Genomic DNA, 21,349 nt, shown 5'->3' on the forward strand with positions numbered 1-21,349 from the left:
TGGGACTACTTTGCAGCCGGGCCAAAACCCACCTTGCTCAGCTCGGCCTGCCCCTGCGCGCCGAGCACGAACTGCTCGAACTGCTGGGCGAGGTCGGCCTGCGGGGCGTCCTTGAGCACCGCGATCGGGTAGTTGTTGATCGCCTGCGCCGACTCGGGGAAGTCGACCTGGGCGACCTTGCCGCCCGCGGTGTTCGCGTCGGTCACGTAGACCAAACCCGCATCCGCGTCGCCGGACTCGACCTTCGTCAGCACCTGCTTGACGTCCTGCTCCTCGCTGACCGGCTTGATCGTCACGTTGGTGTTCTTCTCGACCTTCTGCGTCGCCGAGCCGCACGGCACCTGCGCCGCGCACACGACGACCTTCAACCCCGGGGCCGCGAGATCGCCGAAGGTCTTGAGGCCCTTCGGGTTGCCCGGCGCGGTCGCGATCGTGAGCTTGTTGGTCGCGAAGATCGTCGGCGTGCCGTTGATGACACCGCCCTGCACGGCCTTGTCCATGTTCGTCTGGTCGGCGGACGCGAACACGTCGGCCTTCGCGCCGTTGGTCAGCTGCTGCACCAGCGTCGACGAGCCGCCGAAGCTGTACTTGACGGTGACCCCGGGGTGCGCCGCCTCGAATTCCGTCTTCAAGGCGTTGAACGACTCGGTCAGTGAAGCCGCGGCGTACACCGTCAGCGTCTTCGCCTCGGGGGCGCTGCTGCTGGAACTGCCGGCGTCGCCGGACGAGCCCGAACCGCATCCAGCGACCAGCAGCGCGACGCCGGCCAGCGTGGCCAATACCTTCTTCAACGCTCTCCTCCTGGAGTCTCGACGACGACGGTCGTCGCCTTCACCACCGCCACCGCGAGCACACCGGGCCGCAGCCCGAGCTCGCGCACCGCTTCGGTGCTCATCAGCGACACGACCCGGTGCGGCCCGCACTGCAGCTCGACCTGAGCCATCACCTTGTCGGCGGTGACCTCGGTGACGAGGCCGACGAACCGGTTCCGCGCGGAGCGCCCGACCTCGGACGGGTCCTCCGGACCGGCGGCCTGAGCACGGGCGAACTCGGCGAGTTCCGCGCCGTCGATGATCTTGCGGCCGGCCGAGTCCACACTGGAACCGAGCTGACCGGCACGGACCCAGCGACGCACGGTGTCGTCACTGACGCCGAGCAGGCCGGCGGCTTCTGAGAACCGAAATTGCGGCATGGCCGCGACATTATCTCCGCTACTGAGGAAAGACTAGGCGGAGGCGGTCTCCCCGAGAATGTCGTTACGCATCAGCAGCAAGACTTCGCGTTCGTAACGTTCCACGATGTCCCGTTCCTCCGGGGAGAACTTTTCGAGCACCTGCTCGACCACGTCCAGCGCGGAGGAGAACAGCGGCGCGAGCTTCTCCTCGTCCAGCGGCAGGATCTCGACGAGCACCTTGCGCCGGTCCTGCGTGTCACGCACGCGCCGGACGAACCCGGCCCGCTCCAGCCGGTCGATGACACCGGTCACCGCACCCGTCGACAGGCCTGTGAGCTGGGCAATCCGGCCCGCCGTCAGCGGACCCTGGGCCCGCGAGGCAAGATCCAGTGCCTTGTGGTCCGTGCCGGACAGCCCCATCCGCTCGGCGATCCGCGCGTGCCGCAGCACGGCGAGCGTGCTGGTCTCGCGGCCGAGCTCGGCGAACCGCTCGAGCACGCCGGGCGGCACGGGATACCTTGGCTCGGCTGCCATCGCCCGTTCCTCCCGGCCTTGAAACATCGTGTGTTCCCAATATTCTAGTGATCGTCGCGACGCGGCGACTCGGGTTAGGCTGGTGTCAATGAGTGCGGTAAATCTCGGTCTGCCCCGTCTCCGGGGTGGCCCCACCGTTTCCGAACCCAGGCCGGACAACCCAGCCCTGATCGACACCTTCGGCCGGGTCGCCACCGATCTGCGGGTCTCGCTGACGGACCGGTGCAACCTCCGGTGCAGCTACTGCATGCCCGCCGAAGGCCTGCCGTGGCTGCCCGGCGAGGAAGTGCTGACCGACGAAGAGCTGTTGCGGCTGCTGAGAATCGCGGTCGAGCGGCTCGGGGTCACCGACATCCGGCTCACCGGCGGCGAGCCGATGCTGCGGCCGGGTCTCGAGGACCTCGTCGCGCAGATCACCGCGCTGCGCCCGCGGCCCCGGGTTTCCATGACCACCAACGGAATCGGCCTCGCCAAGCGCGCCGGCGCGCTCGCCGCGGCGGGCCTGGACCGGATCAACGTCTCGCTCGACACCATCGATCCGCAGACGTTCCGCGAGATCACCCGGCGCGACCGGCTCTCCCATGTACTGGCCGGACTCGAGGCGGCCCGCGCGGCCGGGCTCGACCCGGTCAAGGTCAACGCGGTGCTGCTGCGCGGGATCAACGAGGGCGAGGCGGCGTCGCTGCTGCGGTTCTGCCTCGACCACGGCTACCACCTGCGGTTCATCGAGCAGATGCCGCTCGACGCCCAGCACGGCTGGAACCGCCGCGACATGGTGACCGCCGAGGAGATCCTCGGCCTGCTGCGCGCCGAGTTCGAGCTGACCCCGAGCCCCGTCGAACGCGGCGGCGCGCCGGCCGAGCGCTGGGTGGTCGACGGCGGGCGCGGCGACGTCGGTGTCATCGCGTCGGTGACCAGGCCGTTCTGTGCCGCGTGCGAGCGCACCAGGCTGACCGCGGACGGGGCCGTGCGCTCCTGCCTGTTCAGTAATGACGAGACGGACCTGCGTGGCCTGCTGCGCGGCGGTCTCGACGACGAAGCGGTGGCGAACGCGTGGCGGATGACCATGTGGGGCAAGCTGGCCGGGCACGAGATCAACGACGCCGGATTCGCCCAGCCGCTCCGGCCGATGAGCGCGATCGGAGGCTGAAACGGCCGTGACAACGGTGCTGGTGCGGTATTTCGCGTCCGCACGGGCCGCGTCGGGCGTGGAGCAGGAGACGCTCCAGCTGCCCGTCGGCGCGTCCGTCCGGGAGGCGCTCGGCGCGCTCCGCGAACGGCATCCGGAGAAGCTTCCGCGAGTTCTCGAGGCGGCCAGTTTCCTTCTCGACGGGATCGCGGTGCGTGATCATTCGCGGGCGGTTCCCGACGGTTCCGAGCTCGACGTCCTACCTCCCTTCGCGGGAGGTTGATCGGATGTTTCAGTCACCTTTCGGGGGATTCACGAACGGCCCAGTCGCGCCATAACGACGTGACACAGACCTCACGATCAGTGAATTATCTCGGCCCGGAAACGGGACGATAACGGACGCCTGAACAGGGGAAACACCCAAATCGTCATAGGTTGCGTGCCGTTACTGTGACGTAGGTCACGTAGCGAATAATTTCCGATCACGGTCCTGGTTACGTACCGTCGCTTTTCGGCTGGCCCCGACCAGCCACGGCATGACCGGGATTCCGAAAGCGCCAAACCCTGTCCGGCGGAATCCCGGACAACAAACCCCGAGCGAAAGAAGCTTCCGGACAGGGACGGAGGGAACTCGGACCACGCCCAGCGCGTGGGCCGGGTCGGCAACCCGGATCCCGCCGGGAAGCCACGGGCCCGCCAGGGCCCGCCCCGCAAGCCCGGCCTGCCCGGCCAGGCTCGACGGCGCGGAAGCCCGAGTAGATCGAATGTCTTACCGAGGCAAGCACCGCAAGATGTCCCCCGCCGCCCGCAACATCGCCCGCGTCGCTATCGCGGGTATCGCGGTCGGCACCCCGCTGGCAATCGCTGCGACCCCCGCGCAGGCAGCCAGCGTCAACTGGGACGCCATCGCGCAGTGTGAGAGCGGTGGCAACTGGAGCACCAACACCGGCAACGGCTTCTCCGGCGGCCTGCAGTTCACGCCGAGCACGTGGAAGGCCTACGGCGGCACCGGCAGCCCGCAGAGCGCGTCCCGTGAACAGCAGATCGCGGTGGCGGAGCGGGTCCTGCAGGGCCAGGGGATCGGCGCCTGGCCGGTCTGTGGCAAGAAGGGTGGCTCGGCGTCGAGCAGCACGGCCAAGAGCTCGGCGAAGAAGAGCACCGCGCCGAAGAAGGCTGCCGCTCCGGCTCCCAAGAAGAAGGCCGCTGCGCCGGCTCCCAAGACGGTGCAGACCCAGGCCGCGACCGCGCTGCCGTCGTCGAACCCGAACGGTGACTACACCGTCGCGGCCGGTGACACCCTGTCCAAGATCGCGAAGCAGTTCAACGTCGCGGGTGGCTACGAGAAGCTCCAGCAGCTGAACTCGTCGTACATCCCGAACGCGAACCTGATCCTGGTCGGCCAGAAGATCGCTACCAAGTGACCTGCTGAAGGTCACTCGAGGCGCGATCAGGCCGTCGGACCGGTCACGGCAAGGCCCGTGACCACCCGATGCGCGACCGAGGGCCCCACCGCCTCCCCCGTGCGGTGGGGCCTTCGGCGCCGCCCCACCCCCGCGAGTCCGACGTTCAGGACCGCGAGTCCGACACTCAAGACACCGAATTCGACGTTCAGGACGCCGAGTCCGACACCCGCGGCGCAGCTAGGGCGAGTTGACCCACTCGTCGGAGCCATCGGCGAAGTGCTGGTGCTTCCAGACGGGGAGCTGGGCCTTCACTTCGTTGACGAGTTCGGCGCAGGTGGCGAAGGCTTCACCACGGTGGTCGGCCGCCACGGCGACCGCCAGTGCGACATCGCCGATGGTCAGGGCGCCCAAGCGGTGGCTCACGGCCACCGCGCGGACGCCGCCCCGCCGGCGGGTCACCTCCGCGACCACCCGGGCCAGCACATCGCCCGCGCTGGGGTGGCCCTCATAAAACAGTGTCTCGACCGACTTTCCGCCGTCGTGGTTCCGCACCACACCGCCGAACGTCACCACGGCCCCGGCCGCCTGGTCGTCGACCAGCCCGGCATGAGCCTCGACCGACAGCGGCTGCTCGGTGACCTGCGCGAGCGCGATCCGCGGCGGCGTCACCTCGTGCACCTCGACGGCACCCGGCTCGGCAGGCCTTGGATGGTCACCGCCGGAGAGCTGGTCGACCGCGTGCTCCAGCACACCGTCGAGCACACCGAGACCGTCCTTCACACCGCCGCGCGAGCCCGGCAGGTTCACGACGAGCGTCCGCCCGGCGACGCCGGCCAGCCCGCGTGACAACACGGCCGTCGGCACCTTCGGCAGCCCGGCGCCCCGAATCGCCTCCGCCAGACCCGGCAGCTGGTGATCGAGCACCGCCGCCGTCTCGTCCGGAGTGCGGTCGGTGGGCGAGATGCCCGTGCCGCCCGTCGTGATGATCACGTCGACCTTGTCGCCCAGGCTGTCGCGCAACGCCCGCCCGACCGGCTCACCATCCGGCACGACGAGCGGCTCCGGCACCTCGAACGACCGCGCCGCCAGCCATTCGACGATCACCGGTCCCGTCTTGTCGGCGTAGACACCCGACGCCGCACGGTTCGACGCGACGATCACCCGTGCCGTGCGCTTCATGGCCGCTCCCAGGTTCCGGTCTTCCCGCCGTCCTTACGCTCCACGCGTACCGCGTCGAGCGTCGCGGCGGGATCGACTGCCTTGATCATGTCGTGCAAGGTGAGCCCGGCGACCGCCACCGCCGTCAGCGCTTCCATCTCGACCCCCGTCCGGTCGGTGGTCTTCGCCGTCGCCTCGATGCCGATTTCGGCTTCACCAAGCGAAAACTCGACCTTCACACCGGACAACGCGATCTGGTGGCACAGCGGGATCAGGTCCGGTACCTTCTTGGCCCCCATGATCCCGGCGATCCGCGCTGTCGCGAGCGCGTCGCCCTTCGGCAGGCCGTTCGCCGACAGCAGCCCGATCACCTCGGCCGTGGTGCGCATGATCCCGGTCGCGACCGCGGTCCGGGCCGTCGCTTCTTTGGCGGAGACGTCGACCATCCGGGCGGCGCCCGTCTGGTCGACGTGACTCAGTTCGCTCACAGGCCCCAGGCTAGTCGCGGGCCGCTGATCAATCGGCCGTGGCCGCTGTCCTCTTCGCCGCCGCCTTCACGGCTTCGGCCACGGCGGGCGCGACCGCCGAGTCGAACACACTCGGCACGATGAACGACGCGTTCAACCGGTCGTCCACCACGTCGGCGATCGCGTTCGCCGCGGCGATCAGCATCTCGTCGTCGATGTCCCGGGCCTGCGCGTCGAGCAGACCGCGGAACACGCCGGGGAACGCGAGCACGTTGTTGATCTGGTTCGGGTAGTCGCTCCGGCCGGTCGCGACCACCGCGGCGTGCCGCTGCGCCTCGAGCGGGTCGATCTCCGGGTCGGGGTTGGCCAGCGCGAACACGACCGCGTCATCCGCCATCGTCGCGACCTGCTCCGCCCCGAACAGGTTCGGCGCGGACACCCCGATGAACACGTCGGCCCCGACGAGGGCGTCGTGCAGGCTGCCGGAGATGTTGTCCTTGTTGGTCGTCTCCGCCAGATGCCGCAGGTTGGCGTCGAGGTTCGGGCGGCCGGAGTGGACGACGCCGTCGATGTCGGCGGCGATGATGTCGGCCGGCTTGCGGTGCTGCAGCAGCCGGATGATCGCCGAACCCGCGGCACCCGCGCCGCTGACCACGATCTTGCAGTCCTCGATCTGCTTGCCGACCACCCGCATCGCGTTGCGCAGCGCGGCCAGCACCACGATCGCGGTGCCGTGCTGGTCGTCGTGGAACACCGGGATGTCGAGCTGGTCGCGCAGCCGCTTCTCGATCTCGAAGCAGCGCGGCGCGGCGATGTCTTCCAGGTTGATTCCCGCGTACACCGGCGCGAGCGCCTTGACGATCTTGATGATCTCCTCGGTGTCCTGGGTGTCCAGGCACACCGGCCACGCGTCGACGTCGGCGAACTTCTTGAACAGCGCCGCCTTGCCCTCCATCACCGGCAGTGCCGCCGCCGGGCCGATGTTGCCGAGGCCGAGCACGGCCGAGCCGTCGGTGACGACGGCGACCGTGTTGCGCTTGATGGTCAGCCGGCGGGCGTCGTCGGGGTTGGCCGCGATCGCCTGGCACACCCGCGCCACGCCGGGGGTGTACGCGCGGGAGAGATCGTCACGGTTGCGCAGCTGGACCTTGGGGCTGACCGAGAGCTTGCCGCCGAGGTGCATGAGGAAGGTACGGTCCGAGACCTTCCGCACCCGCACGCCCTGGATCGAGTCGAGCTCCTTGGTGATGTCCTCGACGTGATCGGCGTTGGAGACGTTCGCGGTGATGTCGACGACGATCGCGTCCGAACGCGACTCGACGACGTCGAACGCGGTGAGCACGCCGCCCACCCGGCCGACAGCGGTCGTGAGATCGCCCGCGGCGCTCGCCGACGGTGGGGCCTCGACGCGAACGGTGATCGAATAACCGGGGCCGGGAACCGGCACTGTCGTTGCCCCTCTACTTGTTGATCTCGGTCTGCGGGTGCACGTAGGGCACCGCGTCCAACGGGAACGTCATATCGCCGTAGGGCGAGAGCGCACCCTGCCGGTCCGCCGCGAGCTCGCTCACCGGGTGCTCGCCGTCCGGCACCTTCGGCCAGCTCGGGTCGATCCGGCCGGCCTTCTTGTCGCCGTTGTCGCCTTTGGCCACGTCGTCCTCCCGTTCGCCTGTGAGGTCTTCAGTTTGCCTCAACGCGAGCGGTCCCCGGAGGCCAGGGCGGTATCCTGTGCTGTGATGCCCGCGACCTCTCTGGCGGACTGGCTGCGCTCCGCGTCCGACGACGAGCTGGCCGCGCTCCTGCAGGCCAGGCGTGACCTGGCCACCCCGCCGCCCTCCGACAGCACCGTGCTCGCCACCCGTGCGGGCACGGCTGGTTCGACCGCACGGGCGCTGGAGGATCTGGACACCTTCACCCTCGCGGTACTCGACGCCTTACTGGTCACGAACGCCGACACTGAGGCGGTGCCGGTGGCGACGATCGCGGCGCTCGTCGGCACCGATCCAGGCCCGGCGCTGGACCGCCTGCGCGCGCGTGCCGTGGCATGGGGCGACGACGACGCGCTGCGGGTGGTGCCGGTCGCGCGAGAGATCGTCGGCCCCTTTCCGGCCGGGCTCGGCGCCTCGGTGCCCGCGCTGGCGGACGTCGATCTCACCGAGCTGGGCGAGGACGAGCACGCGGTGCTGAGCGCGCTCGCGGCCGGCCCGCCGATCGGGCGCAGCAAGGACGCGATCACACAGGTTCCCTTCGAGCAGGCGAAAACGCCGGTCCAGCGGCTGCTCGCGCGCGGGCTGCTGCTGCGCCGCGACCCCGAGACGGTCGAGCTGCCCCGCGAAGTCGCGCTGGTGCTGCGCGACGGGCGTTCGTGCTCGCCCGGCGCGCTGCGCGAGCCGGCGCTGCCCACGAACCCGCACCAACAGTCCACTGTGGACGAGGCTGCGGCCGGCGAGGCGGCAGAGTTCTTGCGGCATATGGAATCCCTGCTCACGCAATGGTCCGAACAACCGCCGCCGGTGCTCAAGTCGGGCGGGCTGGGCGTGCGAGAGCTGCGCAAGGTCGCCCGCGAGCTGGAGGTCGACGACGCGCACGCGACGCTGGTCGTCGAGCTCGCGGCCGCTGCCGGTCTGATCGCCGACAATGGCACGACCACGCCTGAATGGGTGCCGACGACGCTGACCGACACGTGGCTCGCGTCCGGTCCGGGGCAGCGGTGGATCACCCTCGCCCAGGCCTGGCTCGACCTGCCGCGGCTGCCCGGCCTGGCCGGTCAGCGCGACGCCAAGGATAAGGCGATGGCGCCGTTGTCGGACGATCTGCGCCGTCCACTCGCGCCGATCACCCGGCGGCGGGTCCTGGAAGCGCTTACCGAGTTGCCGGCCGGCACCGGGGTGAAGAGCGTCGACGAGCTGGTCGCGGTGCTGGCCTGGCGCGCGCCGCGCCGCGGTGGGCGCCTACGGGACGAGACCGTGCGCTGGACGATGGCCGAGGCCGCGAAGCTCGGTGTGATCGCACTAGGTGCGTTGACCAGGGCCGCGGGCGCGCTGCTGGCCGACGACCGCTCGCACGCGCTCTCGGCGATGGTGGACGCGATGCCGGCGCCGATCGACCACATCCTCGTGCAGGCGGACCTGACCGTGGTCGCGCCCGGCCCCCTCGCGCCGGAGCTGGCGGCGGAGATCAAGGCCGTGGCGGACGTCGAGTCGGCCGGGCACGCGACCGTCTACCGGATCACCGAAGCGACTGTGCGCCGCGCGCTCGACGCCGGGAAAACGGCGGACGAGCTGCACGACCTGTTCCGCAAGCGCTCAGCGACGCCGGTTCCGCAGTCGCTGACGTACCTGATCGACGACGTCGCGCGCCGGCACGGCCGGTTGCGGGGTGGTGCCGCCGCGTCGTTCCTGCGGTGCGACGACGAAGTGCTGCTCGCCGAAGTGCTGGGCAACCCGGTCGCCGAGGAGTACGAGCTGCGCAAGATCGCGCCGACGGTGCTGGTCAGCCCGGTGGCGCTGGCCGACGTGCTGGACGGGTTGCGCGCCGCGGGATTCACGCCCGCGGCCGAGGGCCCCGACGGGCGGATCATGGACCTGCGGCCGAGCGGACGGCGGATTCCCGCCCGGACAAGGAATGCGCGGCGCGTCGTGCCCGAGCCGGGTGGTGCGAGCCCCGACCAGCTCGCGCAGGTGATCGCGCATCTGCGCGCCGGTGACCGGGCGGCGACCCGGCGGCGCGGCGCGGAGGTCCGGCCGCCCGCCGGTGGCGGTGGTTCGGACACCGCGGCGACGATGGCGCTGCTGGCCCGGGCGAGCCGCGAAGGGCGTGAGGTGTGGATCGGATTCGTGGACTCGCACGGGACGGCGAGCCAGCGGATCGTCACCCCGCGGCATGTCGGCGGCGGCCTGCTGCTCAGCACGGAGGACGAGCGATATCCCTTGCACCGCATCACATCCGCGGCACTCGTCGAGGACTGACGGCGTGTTTGCCGCTCAGGCGCGCGTGTTGGCCGCGCAGGCGGCAAACTCATCGACGTGGCGGGCAAACTCACCGACGCAGGCGGCAAACACGCCGACGTGGCGGGCAAACACACCGACGTGGCGGGCAAACACGCGGGCTAGAGGGCGCGGAGGCCGGCCAGGACGCGGTCCATGAACTCGCGGGAGGAGCGGTCGCCGAAGGACAGGCCCGGCTGGTGCAGGACCACCAGCTCCAGGTTGTCCATGTCGCTGACCAGCACCTTCACCACGTTCAGCGGCAGGCAGAGGTAGGCCGCGATCTCGGCGATCGAGCGGGCGTCCCCGCACAGGTCGCAGATGCGGCGGTGCTGCACGGAAGTCGCGCCCTGGTACCGGCGGCCACGGTCGCTTGTGGACACCAGGGTTTCCAGCGCCAGCTCGTAGTCCGGGCGCGTGCGACCGCGGGTGTGCGCGTACGGCCGCATCCTCGTGCGCTGCCGGACCGCGACCTGGTTCACCGCCGGCGCGGGCGGCATCGCGTGCCGGCCGGTCGGGTAGCCCGCTTCCTCCGGCGCGGCTTCTTCGCCGTAGCCGACGGGGTTTTCGTCGTACCGAACGTCGGGTTCGGCGTACCGGGTGTCGGACTCGCTGTACTGAACGTCGGACTCGCTGTACTCGGTGTCGGACTCGCGGTATCGGGTGTCGGGCTCGGGAGGGCGGCGGCGCTGCATGCCGTGCACCGAACGGACGCGCATCAGCACGGCCGATCGGTCCAGCGTGAACCGCGCGGGCGAGTCGACCTCGTCACGATCGGCGCCCTGATGCAGGGCATCCCACGCATCAGGGGCGGAGTCCTCGGGGCTGTTCGGGAACCCTCTCATCGCTACCCGCGCACACCACCCTGCAGCTGCAGGCGCAGCTCGGGCGTCATCTGCTGCCCGACGCGGTCCACGAGCAGGGTCATCTCGTAGGCCACCGTGCCGATATCGGAGTTCGGCGACGCCAGCACGGCGAGGCTCGACCCGTCGCTGATCGACATCAGGAACAGGTACCCGCGCTCCATCTCGACCACCGTCTGGTTGACCAGGCCGGCCTCGAAACACCGTGCGGCACCGAAAGTGAGGCTGATGAGTCCCGACGCGACGGCGGAGAGCTGGTCGGCACGGTCCTTCGGCAACCCGTCGGAGCCGGCGAGCAGCAACCCGTCCGCCGACACGACGACCGCGTGGGCGGCTCCGGGCACTCGTCGCACGAAATCCGTGATCAGCCAGCCGAAGCTGCCCGCGTGGTAAGCCGGGGCGCTCACTCCAACCTCCTCGCCGTCCAGTCGTGGTCGCGATTATTCCTTGTCAGGGTATTCCCCACAGACAGCTTGTCGACCCGTGAGAACGGGTGGTTCCCATCTTCACCCCAACGGCCGTACCCGGACCGTGAGCGGCCCGGCACTCAGCCTGGTTGCAGCGCGCTGTCGCGCGCTATGGCGTGCTGCACCACGGAAATCAGTACCTGCTTCGCGGACTCGCGTTCCCTTGCGTCGCAGGCGATTATCGGCACGTGGTCACCGATCGTGAGGGCGTTCCGGACGTCGTCGATCTGGTGGTGCAGCAACCGGTCGAAACAGTTGATCGCCACGATGTAGGGCAGGTTCCGGTTCTCGAAGAAGTCGATCGAGGGGAACGCGTCGGCGAGCCGCCGCGTGTCGACCAGCACCACGGCGCCGATCGCACCGAGCGCCAGATCGTCCCACATGAACCAGAACCGGTGCTGGCCCGGCGTGCCGAAAACGTAGAGGACCAGGTCCGAATCGAGCGAAAGCCGGCCGAAGTCCATCGCCACGGTGGTGGTGACCTTGTCGGGAGTCGCGCTGACGTCGTCGACGGAGACGCTGGCCTCCGTCATCTGCGCTTCCGTGGTGAGCGGGTCGATCTCCGACACCGCACCGACCATGGTGGTCTTGCCCGAGCCGAAACCGCCGGCCACCACAATCTTGGCCGACTGCGTCGGCCCGTTGGCCGCCGACGTGTTCGCGTCGGAGTCAAATTCTCCGAAGCCCACTGAGCACCCTCTCCATGAATTCGATACTGGGGCGATCGCCGACCGTGGCGGTCGCGGTGTGCACCAGGACGAGGCCGAGCCCGGCCACGTCGCCGATGAGCACCCGGACCACGCCGAGCGGCAATCGTAGATAGGCCGCCACCTCGGCCACCGAGCGAGTGTCGAGGCACAGTCCGCAGATGGACCGGTGCTCGGGCACCTTGACCCGGTCGAGCGCGCGCCCGCGCTCGCTGGTGGAGACCAGTGCTTCGATGGCGAGGTCGGTGCTGGGCTTCGTGCGCCCGCCGGTGCGGAAGTACGGTCGCACCAGGCCGGAGGTCTCGGCCGCGGTCGGGGGCGGCGGCGCCGCGCCGCTGTGCACCGGGGGCATCGACGGGAGGCTGGGGTGACCGCTGTACCCCGGGTGGCTGACCGGCCCGGGGCCCGGCGCGACCGCGCCGCGGTACCCGTCGGGTCTGCTGAACTCACCACTGGGTGGGCCGCCGTCCTCGACACGCCCGCCGAACAGTTCCGAACCCGGCCCGGACAGCAGCCGGTCACCGAAGTCGGTCACCCGGTACTCACTTCCACCGAAGCCCCGGTCGAACGGCTGCGCGCCCGGGTCGTCCGCATCGCCGGAACTGGCCGCCCGGCGCTCGCGCCACTCGCGGTCCACGCGCGCCCGGAACTTCGTCCAGTCGTCGTCGCCGGCCAGCGCGTTCTGAGGTTCCTCAGGATCCGAGCCGGACTCCGAGCCGTTCCTGCCCATCCGGTTCCCGTCCACATCCGTCACCCGACCCGCGTCCACCGCAGCTCCTCCGTGACCGGCGCGTCATCCGCGCACGGCGCCTTGCAACTGAGCTCGCATCTCCGGGGTCAGCTGCTGGCCGACCCGGTCGACCAGCAGCGTCATCTCATAGACCACGAGCCCGATGTCGCTGTCCGGCGCGCCCAGCACCGCGAGGCACGAGCCGTCCGAAACCGACATCAGGAACAGAAAGCCGTTGGCCATCTCGACGACGGTCTGTGCGACCGGGCCGCCCTCGAACACCTTCGCCGCACCGCGGGCGAGGCTGGTGAGTCCGGAGGCCACCGCCGCCAGCTGGTCGGCCCGGTCCTTGGGCAGGCCACGCGAAGCGGCCAGCATGAGCCCGTCCGCGGACACCACGACGGCGTGCGCGGCTCCGGGCACCCGGTGCACGAAGTCCGTGATGAGCCAGGCGAACCCGTTCTGTGCACCCTGAGGTTTGGCGCCACCCGGCTGCAGCGATCCCGCGCGTGTCACTTCGTCACTCCTCACTGCCATATTCGGGCGAAGTCAGATCCCCGCCGGAAACCGAAATGCTCTCTTCGGACCGATCACTGAGGGCGTGCCGGCCCGACCGGTAGCCCTGCTGGAAGCTCACCATACGGTCCCGCGCGGCCGTCGCCGACCTGGCGATGGCGCTGTGACCAGGCGTGCCGGACGTGGTGTCGGCGAAGGACGCGCCGTTCGACGGGGCCGAGGACACCGAGCCCGGCATCAGGTAGGCGTTGGGCACCCGCTTGGGCAGGCCCACCTCGGTCACTTCGTCGACCTTGGGCTCCAGCAAGGACTGTGCCTTCTGCCAGCCCTCGTCGGCCGCGCTGCGCCAGACGTCGTCGAGCATCGGCGTCGACTCGGGCTGCTCTTCCGGTTCCTCCTGCACGGCCGGTTCCTCGAGATTCCCCGTCATCGTGCGCTCGGACGCCTCCTCCCCGCGAGTGTCCTGGTTTCCTTGGCCTTCTTCACCTTCTTCGCTGAACCAGCGCGACACCACCGACTGGTAGATCGGCAGCCGCTTGGTCGGCACGTCGTCGTCGAGCACCCCGTGGTCCGGGGCGGTCTCCGATTCCGGTGCGGCGGGTTCCGGCGCGGGCGGGGCGACCGGCACGTACGTCGGTTCCCGCTTCGGCAGTTGGAGCGGGGTGAACCGGGTGGTGCCGTTGCGCGTCGACGGTGCGGGGCCGGAGGTGGCACCGCGGCTCAGGAAGGCCGCGCTGGACGAGCCCGCGACCAGGTCGTCCAGGCTGATCGGCTGCGCGAGCGCGGTCAGCCCGCCGCTGGAGGTCCGCTCCGCGGCGTCCGACGCCGGCCGGGGCCGCTGCGCCGGCACGGACGGGATCTCCGGCAACGACAGCTCGGACTTCGACGGCGGCGGGGCGGGCGCGTCGATGACCACCGGGCCGAGCAGCTCGGCCGGCACCACGACGCGGGCGATCACGCCGCCTTCGATGTCCTCGTTCTCGCGGAGGCGGACCTCGACGCCGTGCCGCTGCGCCAGCCGCGCCACCACGTACAGGCCCATCCGCCGGGTCACCGACACGTCCAGGTCCGGCGGGTCGGCCAGCCGCATGTTGGCCTCGCCGAGCACCTCGTCGGACATGCCGACACCGCGGTCGGTGACCTGGATGGCCAGCGCCTTGCGCCGGGTCACCACGGCCCGCACGCTCACCTTGGTCTCCGGCTCGGAGAAGTAGGTCGCGTTGTCGAGCAGTTCGGCGAGCAGGTGCACGAGGTCGTGCACGGTCAGCCCGCGCACCGCGACCTCGGGGATGACGCCGACCTCGACCCGCGCGTACTGCTCGATCTCCGACACGGCGGCGCCGATGACGTCGGCCGCGGAGACCGGCTTCGGCACCGACTTCGCCAGGCCCGCACCGGAGAGCACCAGGAGGCTTTCACCGTTGCGGCGCAACCGGGTCGCGAGGTGGTCGAGCTCGAACAGGCTCGCGAGATGGTCGGGGTCCTGCTCGTCTGCCTCGAGCCGGTCGATCACGCCGAGCTGGCGTTCCACCAGCCGCTGCGACCGGCGGGAGAGGTTCACGAAGATGCCGTTGACGTTCTCGCGCAGGAGTGCCTGCTCGGCGGCCATCTTCACGGCCTGCTCGTGGACCTCGTCGAACGAGCGGGCGACTTCGCCGATCTCCTCGCGGGTGTAGATCGGCACCGGTTCGATCGCTTGTGCCGCCGCCGCCATGGGGTCGGGGTCGTCCAGGATCTTCGTGACCGTCGCGGGCAGCCGGCTGTAGGCGATCTCCAGCGCGCTGGACCGCAGCACCCGCAGCGGCTTGAGCATGACCCGGCCGATGAGCAAGGTCAGCAGGATCGCGACGATGATCACGGCGTCCACGATCGCGATGTCGCGGTAGGCCGAAATCCTCGCGCTGTCCGCGAGCGAGGCGCCGTTCCCGCGCAGTTCGCCGAGCAGCGTGCTTTCGACCGTGCGCAGTTTGTTCACCGCGGACGTGCTGTCGGTCATCAGCGCTCGCGGGTCGATGCCCAGCGATGGCGAGTCGGCGCGCGCCAGCGCGGTCGCGGCGAACCGCGCCCGGCCGTCGATGTCTGGACCACTCGCCGTGGCCGTGTACTCCTGCACCTGCTCGGGTGTCGCGTTGGTCTCGAACAGGGCGAGCGCGGCCTCGGCACTGAACTGCGCCGCACGGGCCTGGTCGAGCAGGGTCCCGGAGAACTGGTCGCGGGTCGCGGCGATCGCCAGCGCGGCGTCCTCGCGCGCGGTGAACTCCTTGGCCTCACTCAGCGCCTGGATCGTCGTACCGAGCCGCAGCAGATCACGGTCGGTGGCGGACGCGGTCATCTCCCGGCCCACCTGCACGAGCGAGTCCAGTACGGAGGAATAGGTGAAGAACGCGGCCTGCTCGCCGTACGGCGGAGTGTTCACCGCGGTACGCAGCGGAGCGAGCGCGTCGAGACGTTCGAGGCCGCGGTCGTAACGTTCGCGGCTCGCCTGATCGGTGATCTGGAGCTTGCTCGCACTGTTGCGCAGCGCCGTCACGGCCACGTCGGTCTGGAAGATCTGTTTGTTCAGTGCGCTCTGCAGATCGACGTTGCTCGGGTTCGCGATCTTCGCGACCGCCAGCATCCGCTCGCCCTGCAGCTGCTGCACGACGTCGGTCACCTGGATGGCCAGATCCACCTGCGCGGTGGTCTGCCGCAGCTGTCTCGACTGGTCGAGGTCGGAGACGGCGAGCAGGCCCAACAGGACCAGCGCGGTCGCCGTCGGAATCGCCAGCACCAGTACCAGCTTGGAGCGCAGCTTCCAGTTACGCAGGCTCATCCGTGAGTGCGAGCGTGTCGAAGTCTGCTGCGCAGGAATTCCCGCTAACTCCGGGGTGTCTTCTCTCGGCACCGCTGTACCACCGTCATTCCCGCCAGCATTCGGTCTTCCTCAATGTGCAGGAGCAGAGGGTAGCGAAGAGGCCGTGAAGATGTAACCCTTCCTGAGTAACGGGCTGTCTGCCCGCTCCAGAAAGTTTGGCTGACCTGATAAAACTTCCCGTACCCACCAAGGCTTCAGCACTCTCAGTAGATGACTACTTACACACCACTAGATCGAGTGATCTGTACCACTCGTTCCACGAGGTGTTCCCAGCGATCACGAGGAGACGGACAAAGTGCCGACGATGCTCGAAGTGAACGAGCTCAACCACCGCTTCGGCGCCGGTGAGAACGTGCATCTTGCGATCCGCGATCTGTCGTTCACGGTCGAAACCGGTCAGCTGGCCTGCATCGTCGGCCCCTCGGGCTGCGGGAAATCGACGCTGCTGCGCTGTATCGGTGGCCTGCTCCCGCCGAGCGAGGGCACCGTCAACCTGCACGGCGACCGCGTTTCCGGGGTGCCCGAAGATCTCGCGGTCGTGTTCCAGGATTACAGCCGTTCGCTGTTCCCCTGGCTCACCGTTGCCGGCAACGTCGAATTTCCCCTTCGGTCACGGCGTTTGCCGCGGGCCGAACGGCGGGCGCGCGTACAGCAGGCACTGGAATGGGTCGGGCTCGCGGGCACCGCGCGGAAATTTCCGTGGCAGCTGTCGGGCGGAATGCAGCAACGCGTTTCCATCGCACGGGCGCTCGCAAGCCGCCCGGCGCTACTCCTGATGGACGAACCGTTCGCGTCCGTGGACGCGCAAACCCGGTTCGAACTGGAGGATTTGCTGCGCCGCGTACAACGCGAGCAGGGCAGCACGGTTCTGGTGGTGACACACGACATCGACGAGAGCGTCTACCTCGGAGACCGGGTGCTCGTGCTGTCCTCTTCGCCCGCTTCGATCGTCGCCGACCTGACCGTCGACCTGCCCGAGCAGCGGGACCAGATCACCACCCGCGAATCGGCGGAGTTTGTGACACTGCGCGGAGAAGTGGCACGCCTTTTGCAGAAGCGCGATGTCGTGCAGGGGGCGAACTGAATGGCGCAGTCGGTCCGCGATGCCGTCCGCACGCTCATGCGGGACTGGAAGCTGACCACGGTCTTCGGTAATCCCGGCAGTACCGAGATCGCGTTCCTGGCGGACTGGCCGGACGACTTCCGGTACGTGCTCGGCCTGCAGGAAGCCAGCGTGGTCGCGATGGCGGACGCGTTCGCGCAGCTGACCCGGAATGCCGCCGTGGTCAACCTGCATTCGGCGGGCGGCCTCGGGCACGGGCTGGGCAGTCTGGTGACGGCGTTCCACAACCGGGCGCCGCTGATCCTCATCGCCGGCCAGCAGTCGCGGTCGCTGCTGCCCGGTGACCCGTTCCTCGGCGCGCTCGATCCGACGGAGTTCCCCAAGCCGTACGTGAAATGGAGTTACCAGCCCGCGCGGGCCGAGGACGTGCCGGCCGCGTTCGCGCGCGCCTACCTGCTGGCCACCCAGGCGCCGCGCGGTCCGGTGTACCTGTCCGTGCCCGCGGACGACTGGGACCAGCCCGCCGAAGTGGTCCAGACCAGGCCGAGGATCGCGGATCCCGCGCCGGATGACGAGGCGCTCGCGTCGGTCGCAGCCGCGCTGGACGCGAGCGAGCGGCCCGTGCTCGTCGTCGGCGCGGCCGTCGACGACGATGACGCCGTCGAGGTCGCGGTCGGTCTCGCGGAGAAGCTGCGGGCCGCGGTGTGGGCGGCCCCGTTCTCGGCGCGCAGTTCGTTCCCGGAGGATCACCCGCTGTTCTCCGGTTTCCTGCCCCCGAACCGGGCGGGCGTGGCCGGCGTGCTGGCGGACCACGACTGCGTGGTGGTACTGGGCGCGCCGGCGTTCACGTATCACGTCGTCACCGGCAGCGGCCCGGAGCTGCCGCCGGTTCACGTGCTGAGCGACGATCCCCAGCTGCTGGCGCGGGCGAACGGCGTCGGTGTGCGTTCACCGCAGCGGGCCGGGATCGCCCGGCTCACCGAGTTGGTACAGACCAGTGAGCGCGTGCCACCGGCCGCACGACAGCGCCCGCCCCGGCTGCCCGATCCTTCTCCGGGCGAGCCGCTTTCGGGCGCGTTCGTGTACCAGACCCTCGCGGATCTGTTGCCCGCCAACGCACTCGTCGTCGAAGAGGCCCCGACCAACCGGCCGGACATGCAGGAGCGCCTGCCGATCACCGCACGCGGCCGGGGATTCCTCACGATGTCCAGCGGCGTGCTGGGCTACGGGCTGCCCGCCGCGGTGGGCGCCGCGCTGGCCGAACCGGGCCGGCCCGTCGTCGCGGTGCTCGGCGACGGCGGCAGCATGTACGGCATCCAGGCGTTGTGGACGGCCGCGCGGCAGCAGACCGCGGTCGTGTTCGTCATCCTCGACAACGGCGAGTACGGAGCCGTCCGCAAGCACGCGGTGCGCAACGGTGCCGAGAAGGTGCCCGGCATCGAACTCGGTGGCCTGGACTTCCGGGATCTGGCCCGCGGCATGGGTTGTGCCGCGCACCAGATCTCGACCGCGACCGAACTGCGCACCACGCTCGAAGCAGCGCTGGCGTCATCGGCGCCAACGCTGCTTCACGTGCGGTTGACCTAGGCGGCGTCCAGTTTGTCGGGCCGGAAGCCGGGGTGCCAGGCCAGTGCTCTCCTCTCCACGGCACTCAGCAGCATGTTCGACAGGTACCCGAGCACACTGACCAGCACGATCCACGCCCACATCTCGGGCAGCTGGAACCCGCCCTGCGCGGTGATCAGCCGGAAGCCGATGCCGCTGTCGGCGCCGGTCAGCTCCGAGACGATCATCAGGATGATCGCGATGGACAGCGCCAGCCGCATCCCCGCGAACACCTTCGGCAGCGCGGCCGGCAACACCACCCCGAACACCCACTGCGGGCGGCTGATCCGGAACGCGCGTGACGTGTCGAGCTTGACGTCGTCCACCGAGCGCGCGCCGTCGATCGTGTTGAGCAGGATCGGCCAGACCGTGCCCCACAGGATCGTCACGATCTCCATCCGCGGCCCGATCCCGAACATCACCAGGAAAACCGGCACCAGCAGCGTCGCCGGCACCGCACGGGCGAAGAAGAACATCGTGGACACGTAGTCGGTCAGCAGCGGCGACCGGCCGAGCGCGAGCCCGATCGGCACGGCCACCACGACCGAGATCAGCCAGCCCAGCGCGAGCCGGCCAAGGCTCGGCAGGAGATCGCCGGTCACCGCGTCGGTGACGAACAAATGGCTCGCCGGACCGGTGAACCAGACCTGCCCGGCCGTTTCGGCGATCCGCAGTGGCGGCGGGAAGTACGGGTTCGCCGCCCGCACCGTGGCGAGCTGCCACAGCAACAGGAACGCGATGAACACCAGCCAGCGCCGCACGAACGGACCCCAGCGCTTCACACCGCACCTCCCGTGGCCGCCCAGCCGAGCCATCGCCGCTGCACGCCCAGCAGGCCGATGTTGACCACATACCCGACCACGCCGACGAAGATGGTGCCGGCCAGCACGATGTCCATCCGCAGCGCGGAGCTGCCCCAGAAGTAGACGTACTGCCCGACCCCGATGCTGTTGCCGGTGAGGTACTCGGTACTCACCAGCACGATCAGCCCGACCGCGGCGGCGAGCCGGAATCCGGTCATCACGAACGGCGCCACGCTCGGCAGGATCACCGCGTAGACCGTGCGCAGCCGCGGCGTGCGGAACGCGCGCGCGGTGTCGAGCACCTGCCGGTCGATCTCACCGAACGCGTACATCGTGTTGAACAGGATCGGCCACACCGAGGCGAACGTCGCCAGCGCGATCTTGGTCTGTGCGCCGCTGCCCAGCACGAGGATCGCCAGCGGGATCAGCGCGACGGTCGGCAACGGCCGGAGGAACTCGATCAGCGGGCCGGTGATCAGCCGCAACGGCTTGAGGCCGCCGAGCAGGATCCCCAGCGGGATCGCGATGACCGCCGCGAGCAGCATCGTGATCACCCAGGACAGCAGGGTCGACGCGGCGTCGGTGAGGAACTTCGGGTCGGCGAGCAGCCGGAAGAACTGCCCGATCACGGTCGTCGGCGGCGGCAGCACGCCGGCCTTGACCAGGCCCGAGCGGCTGACCGCCTCCCACAGCACGAGGAAGACGGCCAGCCCGATGAGCCGGCGGAGAACAGTGCGCACGTCGTCAGGCTTTGGGCGTCGGCACGAGGTAGTCGCTCGCGTTCAGCTGGGCCGTCATCCCACCGTAGTTCTGCAGCAGGGTGATCACCCGCTGCAGCTGGGTGGCGTTGTTCGAGGTCGGGAAGGTGTCGAGGTTGAGCAGCGCGGCCGTCGCCTGGTCGACGCCGGACAGCTCGGGCAGCACCTGCGAGATCTTCGACCGGTCCGCCGCGTCGGTCTGGGCCGGGATCATCGCGCGCTGGAAGGCGGCGACCGTCTTCGGGTTGGCGTCGATGAACTTCGACATCGCGATGTACCCGGTGTTCGGGATGTTCGCGGTGGACCCGGTGACGATCTTCAGCACCGGCTGCAGGCCCTGCTTCTGCTCAGCGGTGGTCAGGTACGGCTCGACCTCGACGCCCGCGTCCAGCTGGCCGCTGACGATCGCGGCCGGCATGTTGGGGAAGGTGATCGGCAGGTACGTGACCGAGTTCGGGTCGACGTCGTTGTCCTTCAGCGTCGCGCGCACGAGCAGCTCGGCGGCCGACTTCGAGGCCTGGATGCCGACCTTCTTGCCGACCAGGTCCTTCGCGCTGCTGATGCCCGAGTCGGGCTTGGCGACTACGAGCTGGGAGTTCTCGTTCGCCGTGTCGCCGTCGACGACGATCTTGGCGTCCAGCGTCTTCGCGGCGATGGCCTGGTAGAACGACACGTAGTTGATCACGGTGAAGTCCAGCTCGCCGTTGATCAGTGCCGGGATGGCCTGCGGCCCCGCCGTGATGGACTTGATCGTGACGTCGAGGCCCTGCTGCTTGAAGTAGCCGAACTTGTCGGCGAGCTTGGCGCCGGCACTGCCCTGGCTGGTGAGGATCCCGATGGTGATCTTGCTCTTCTCGACCGCGCCCGACGAGCTCGAGCCCGAGGAGTCGTTCGAGCTGGAGCCGTTGAGGACGCTGCACCCGGCCGTCGCGGCCAGCGGTGTGGCCACGGTGGCGCCCAGAGCAAGCCGGAGGAACCGGCGGCGAGTGGCACTGCTCACATCTATTGACATTAACGGCGCTCCTGACGCGGCGTATCGATAGGTCGAAAGTTGGCTACCCCCCGTGATATGGGAAGCATCCCATCCACAGTTCGAATGGGTGATTACCGCACGGAGATCGAGCCCGGGCGC

General features: G+C 69.5%; 22 protein-coding genes. 6 read left to right on the forward strand and 16 right to left on the reverse strand.

The features are described 5' to 3' along the window. Positions 1 to 5 precede the first annotated feature (5 nt). The 3 genes from modA to LOZ83_RS39425 are packed head-to-tail and all read right to left on the reverse strand — an operon-like array spanning position 6 to position 1,708. On the reverse strand, positions 6 to 791 hold the full coding sequence (modA, locus tag LOZ83_RS39415) for a molybdate ABC transporter substrate-binding protein (RefSeq protein ID WP_236797041.1): 786 nt from the start codon (positions 789 to 791) through the stop codon (positions 6 to 8). Next, a complete protein-coding gene (locus tag LOZ83_RS39420) occupies positions 788 to 1,192 on the reverse strand; it encodes a molybdopterin-binding protein (protein ID WP_236797042.1) in 405 nt (134 codons plus the stop codon). The genes modA and LOZ83_RS39420 overlap by 4 nt, the downstream gene beginning before the upstream one ends. A gap of 33 nt (positions 1,193 to 1,225) precedes the next feature. Then, positions 1,226 to 1,708, reverse strand: coding sequence for a MarR family winged helix-turn-helix transcriptional regulator (locus LOZ83_RS39425; RefSeq protein ID WP_236797043.1), 483 nt, complete (start codon positions 1,706 to 1,708; stop codon positions 1,226 to 1,228). Positions 1,709 to 1,796: 88 nt separating this feature from the next. On the opposite strand from LOZ83_RS39425, the gene moaA reads away from it, so the two are divergent. From moaA to LOZ83_RS39440, 3 genes are all read left to right on the forward strand, one after another. Continuing rightward, positions 1,797 to 2,858 (forward strand): GTP 3',8-cyclase MoaA, encoded by a 1,062-nt coding sequence (gene moaA, locus LOZ83_RS39430; protein ID WP_236797044.1) that lies wholly within the window; start codon positions 1,797 to 1,799, stop codon positions 2,856 to 2,858. Between the two features lie 7 nt (positions 2,859 to 2,865). Continuing rightward, positions 2,866 to 3,120, forward strand: coding sequence for a MoaD/ThiS family protein (locus LOZ83_RS39435; protein ID WP_236797045.1), 255 nt, complete (start codon positions 2,866 to 2,868; stop codon positions 3,118 to 3,120). 481 nt (positions 3,121 to 3,601) lie between these two features. After that, positions 3,602 to 4,258, forward strand: a complete 657-nt coding sequence (locus tag LOZ83_RS39440) for a transglycosylase family protein (protein ID WP_236797046.1) — start codon at positions 3,602 to 3,604, stop codon at positions 4,256 to 4,258. A gap of 219 nt (positions 4,259 to 4,477) precedes the next feature. Here LOZ83_RS39440 and LOZ83_RS39445 read toward each other — a convergent pair whose 3' ends face one another. Genes LOZ83_RS39445 through LOZ83_RS39460 form a run of 4 tightly spaced genes read right to left on the reverse strand, consistent with a single transcriptional unit; the run spans position 4,478 to position 7,517 of the window. Continuing rightward, the gene (locus LOZ83_RS39445) at positions 4,478 to 5,419 is read right to left on the reverse strand and encodes a molybdenum cofactor biosynthesis protein MoaE (RefSeq protein WP_236797047.1); all 942 of its coding nucleotides are present in this window, start codon (positions 5,417 to 5,419) and stop codon (positions 4,478 to 4,480) included. Further along, a complete protein-coding gene (moaC, locus tag LOZ83_RS39450; RefSeq protein ID WP_236797048.1) occupies positions 5,416 to 5,886 on the reverse strand; it encodes a cyclic pyranopterin monophosphate synthase MoaC in 471 nt (156 codons plus the stop codon). Before moaC ends, LOZ83_RS39445 begins: the two co-directional genes overlap by 4 nt. A 28-nt stretch (positions 5,887 to 5,914) precedes the next feature. Further along, positions 5,915 to 7,312, reverse strand: a complete 1,398-nt coding sequence (locus tag LOZ83_RS39455) for an NAD-dependent malic enzyme (RefSeq protein ID WP_236797049.1) — start codon at positions 7,310 to 7,312, stop codon at positions 5,915 to 5,917. A 13-nt stretch (positions 7,313 to 7,325) separates the two neighbouring features. Then, on the reverse strand, positions 7,326 to 7,517 hold the full coding sequence (locus LOZ83_RS39460; RefSeq protein WP_236797050.1) for a hypothetical protein: 192 nt from the start codon (positions 7,515 to 7,517) through the stop codon (positions 7,326 to 7,328). An 84-nt stretch (positions 7,518 to 7,601) separates the two neighbouring features. Between LOZ83_RS39460 and LOZ83_RS39465 the strand changes: the two genes are divergently transcribed. Beyond that, on the forward strand, positions 7,602 to 9,833 hold the full coding sequence (locus LOZ83_RS39465) for a helicase-associated domain-containing protein (protein WP_236797051.1): 2,232 nt from the start codon (positions 7,602 to 7,604) through the stop codon (positions 9,831 to 9,833). Positions 9,834 to 9,973: 140 nt separating this feature from the next. On the opposite strand, the gene LOZ83_RS39470 is transcribed toward LOZ83_RS39465, so the two are convergent. From LOZ83_RS39470 to LOZ83_RS39495, 6 genes are all read right to left on the reverse strand, one after another. Next, on the reverse strand, positions 9,974 to 10,696 hold the full coding sequence (locus LOZ83_RS39470; protein WP_236797052.1) for a DUF742 domain-containing protein: 723 nt from the start codon (positions 10,694 to 10,696) through the stop codon (positions 9,974 to 9,976). Positions 10,697 to 10,698: 2 nt separating this feature from the next. Beyond that, complete coding sequence (locus tag LOZ83_RS39475; RefSeq protein ID WP_236797053.1) at positions 10,699 to 11,121, reverse strand: roadblock/LC7 domain-containing protein; 423 nt, start codon at positions 11,119 to 11,121, stop codon at positions 10,699 to 10,701. A gap of 140 nt (positions 11,122 to 11,261) precedes the next feature. Continuing rightward, the gene (locus LOZ83_RS39480; RefSeq protein WP_236797054.1) at positions 11,262 to 11,870 is read right to left on the reverse strand and encodes an ATP/GTP-binding protein; all 609 of its coding nucleotides are present in this window, start codon (positions 11,868 to 11,870) and stop codon (positions 11,262 to 11,264) included. After that, entirely contained in the window at positions 11,851 to 12,657 is an 807-nt protein-coding gene (locus LOZ83_RS39485; protein WP_236797055.1) for a DUF742 domain-containing protein, read from the reverse strand. Before LOZ83_RS39485 ends, LOZ83_RS39480 begins: the two co-directional genes overlap by 20 nt. Before the next feature lie 24 nt (positions 12,658 to 12,681). Then, positions 12,682 to 13,134, reverse strand: coding sequence for a roadblock/LC7 domain-containing protein (locus tag LOZ83_RS39490; RefSeq protein WP_236797056.1), 453 nt, complete (start codon positions 13,132 to 13,134; stop codon positions 12,682 to 12,684). A gap of 4 nt (positions 13,135 to 13,138) precedes the next feature. Further along, on the reverse strand, positions 13,139 to 15,946 hold the full coding sequence (locus LOZ83_RS39495; protein WP_236797057.1) for a nitrate- and nitrite sensing domain-containing protein: 2,808 nt from the start codon (positions 15,944 to 15,946) through the stop codon (positions 13,139 to 13,141). A 346-nt stretch (positions 15,947 to 16,292) separates the two neighbouring features. On the opposite strand from LOZ83_RS39495, the gene LOZ83_RS39500 reads away from it, so the two are divergent. Continuing rightward, positions 16,293 to 17,072 carry an ABC transporter ATP-binding protein gene (locus LOZ83_RS39500; RefSeq protein ID WP_255827025.1) on the forward strand — a complete coding sequence of 260 codons (780 nt, stop codon included), beginning with the start codon at positions 16,293 to 16,295 and terminating at the stop codon, positions 17,070 to 17,072. Then, positions 17,073 to 18,638 (forward strand): benzoylformate decarboxylase, encoded by a 1,566-nt coding sequence (mdlC, locus tag LOZ83_RS39505; protein WP_236797059.1) that lies wholly within the window; start codon positions 17,073 to 17,075, stop codon positions 18,636 to 18,638. On the opposite strand, the gene LOZ83_RS39510 is transcribed toward mdlC, so the two are convergent. The 3 genes from LOZ83_RS39510 to LOZ83_RS39520 are packed head-to-tail and all read right to left on the reverse strand — an operon-like array spanning position 18,635 to position 21,217. Then, positions 18,635 to 19,438 carry an ABC transporter permease gene (locus LOZ83_RS39510; protein ID WP_236797060.1) on the reverse strand — a complete coding sequence of 268 codons (804 nt, stop codon included), beginning with the start codon at positions 19,436 to 19,438 and terminating at the stop codon, positions 18,635 to 18,637. The two genes, mdlC and LOZ83_RS39510, sit on opposite strands and share 4 nt — an antisense overlap. Beyond that, positions 19,435 to 20,199 (reverse strand): ABC transporter permease, encoded by a 765-nt coding sequence (locus LOZ83_RS39515; protein WP_236797061.1) that lies wholly within the window; start codon positions 20,197 to 20,199, stop codon positions 19,435 to 19,437. Before LOZ83_RS39515 ends, LOZ83_RS39510 begins: the two co-directional genes overlap by 4 nt. 4 nt (positions 20,200 to 20,203) lie before the next feature. Next, positions 20,204 to 21,217, reverse strand: a complete 1,014-nt coding sequence (locus LOZ83_RS39520) for an ABC transporter substrate-binding protein (RefSeq protein WP_236797062.1) — start codon at positions 21,215 to 21,217, stop codon at positions 20,204 to 20,206. Between the last annotated feature and the right edge of the window lie 132 nt (positions 21,218 to 21,349).

This window comes from Amycolatopsis sp. GM8 (assembly GCF_021653975.1).
Lineage (GTDB): Bacteria > Actinomycetota > Actinomycetes > Mycobacteriales > Pseudonocardiaceae > Amycolatopsis_E.

What these genes read in the sequence shown, in the direction of transcription:
- LOZ83_RS39420 (WP_236797042.1), bottom strand. Translation starts at nt 1,192, where the DNA reads ATGCCGCAATTTCGGTTCTCAGAAGCCGCCGGCCTGCTCGGCGTCAGT.
- LOZ83_RS39425 (WP_236797043.1), bottom strand. Translation starts at nt 1,708, where the DNA reads ATGGCAGCCGAGCCAAGGTATCCCGTGCCGCCCGGCGTGCTCGAGCGG.
- moaA (WP_236797044.1), top strand. Translation starts at nt 1,797, where the DNA reads ATGAGTGCGGTAAATCTCGGTCTGCCCCGTCTCCGGGGTGGCCCCACC.
- LOZ83_RS39440 (WP_236797046.1), top strand. Translation starts at nt 3,602, where the DNA reads ATGTCTTACCGAGGCAAGCACCGCAAGATGTCCCCCGCCGCCCGCAAC.
- LOZ83_RS39445 (WP_236797047.1), bottom strand. Translation starts at nt 5,419, where the DNA reads ATGAAGCGCACGGCACGGGTGATCGTCGCGTCGAACCGTGCGGCGTCG.
- LOZ83_RS39465 (WP_236797051.1), top strand. Translation starts at nt 7,602, where the DNA reads ATGCCCGCGACCTCTCTGGCGGACTGGCTGCGCTCCGCGTCCGACGAC.
- LOZ83_RS39470 (WP_236797052.1), bottom strand. Translation starts at nt 10,696, where the DNA reads ATGAGAGGGTTCCCGAACAGCCCCGAGGACTCCGCCCCTGATGCGTGG.
- LOZ83_RS39495 (WP_236797057.1), bottom strand. Translation starts at nt 15,946, where the DNA reads ATGAGCCTGCGTAACTGGAAGCTGCGCTCCAAGCTGGTACTGGTGCTG.
- LOZ83_RS39500 (WP_255827025.1), top strand. Translation starts at nt 16,293, where the DNA reads ATGCTCGAAGTGAACGAGCTCAACCACCGCTTCGGCGCCGGTGAGAAC.
- mdlC (WP_236797059.1), top strand. Translation starts at nt 17,073, where the DNA reads ATGGCGCAGTCGGTCCGCGATGCCGTCCGCACGCTCATGCGGGACTGG.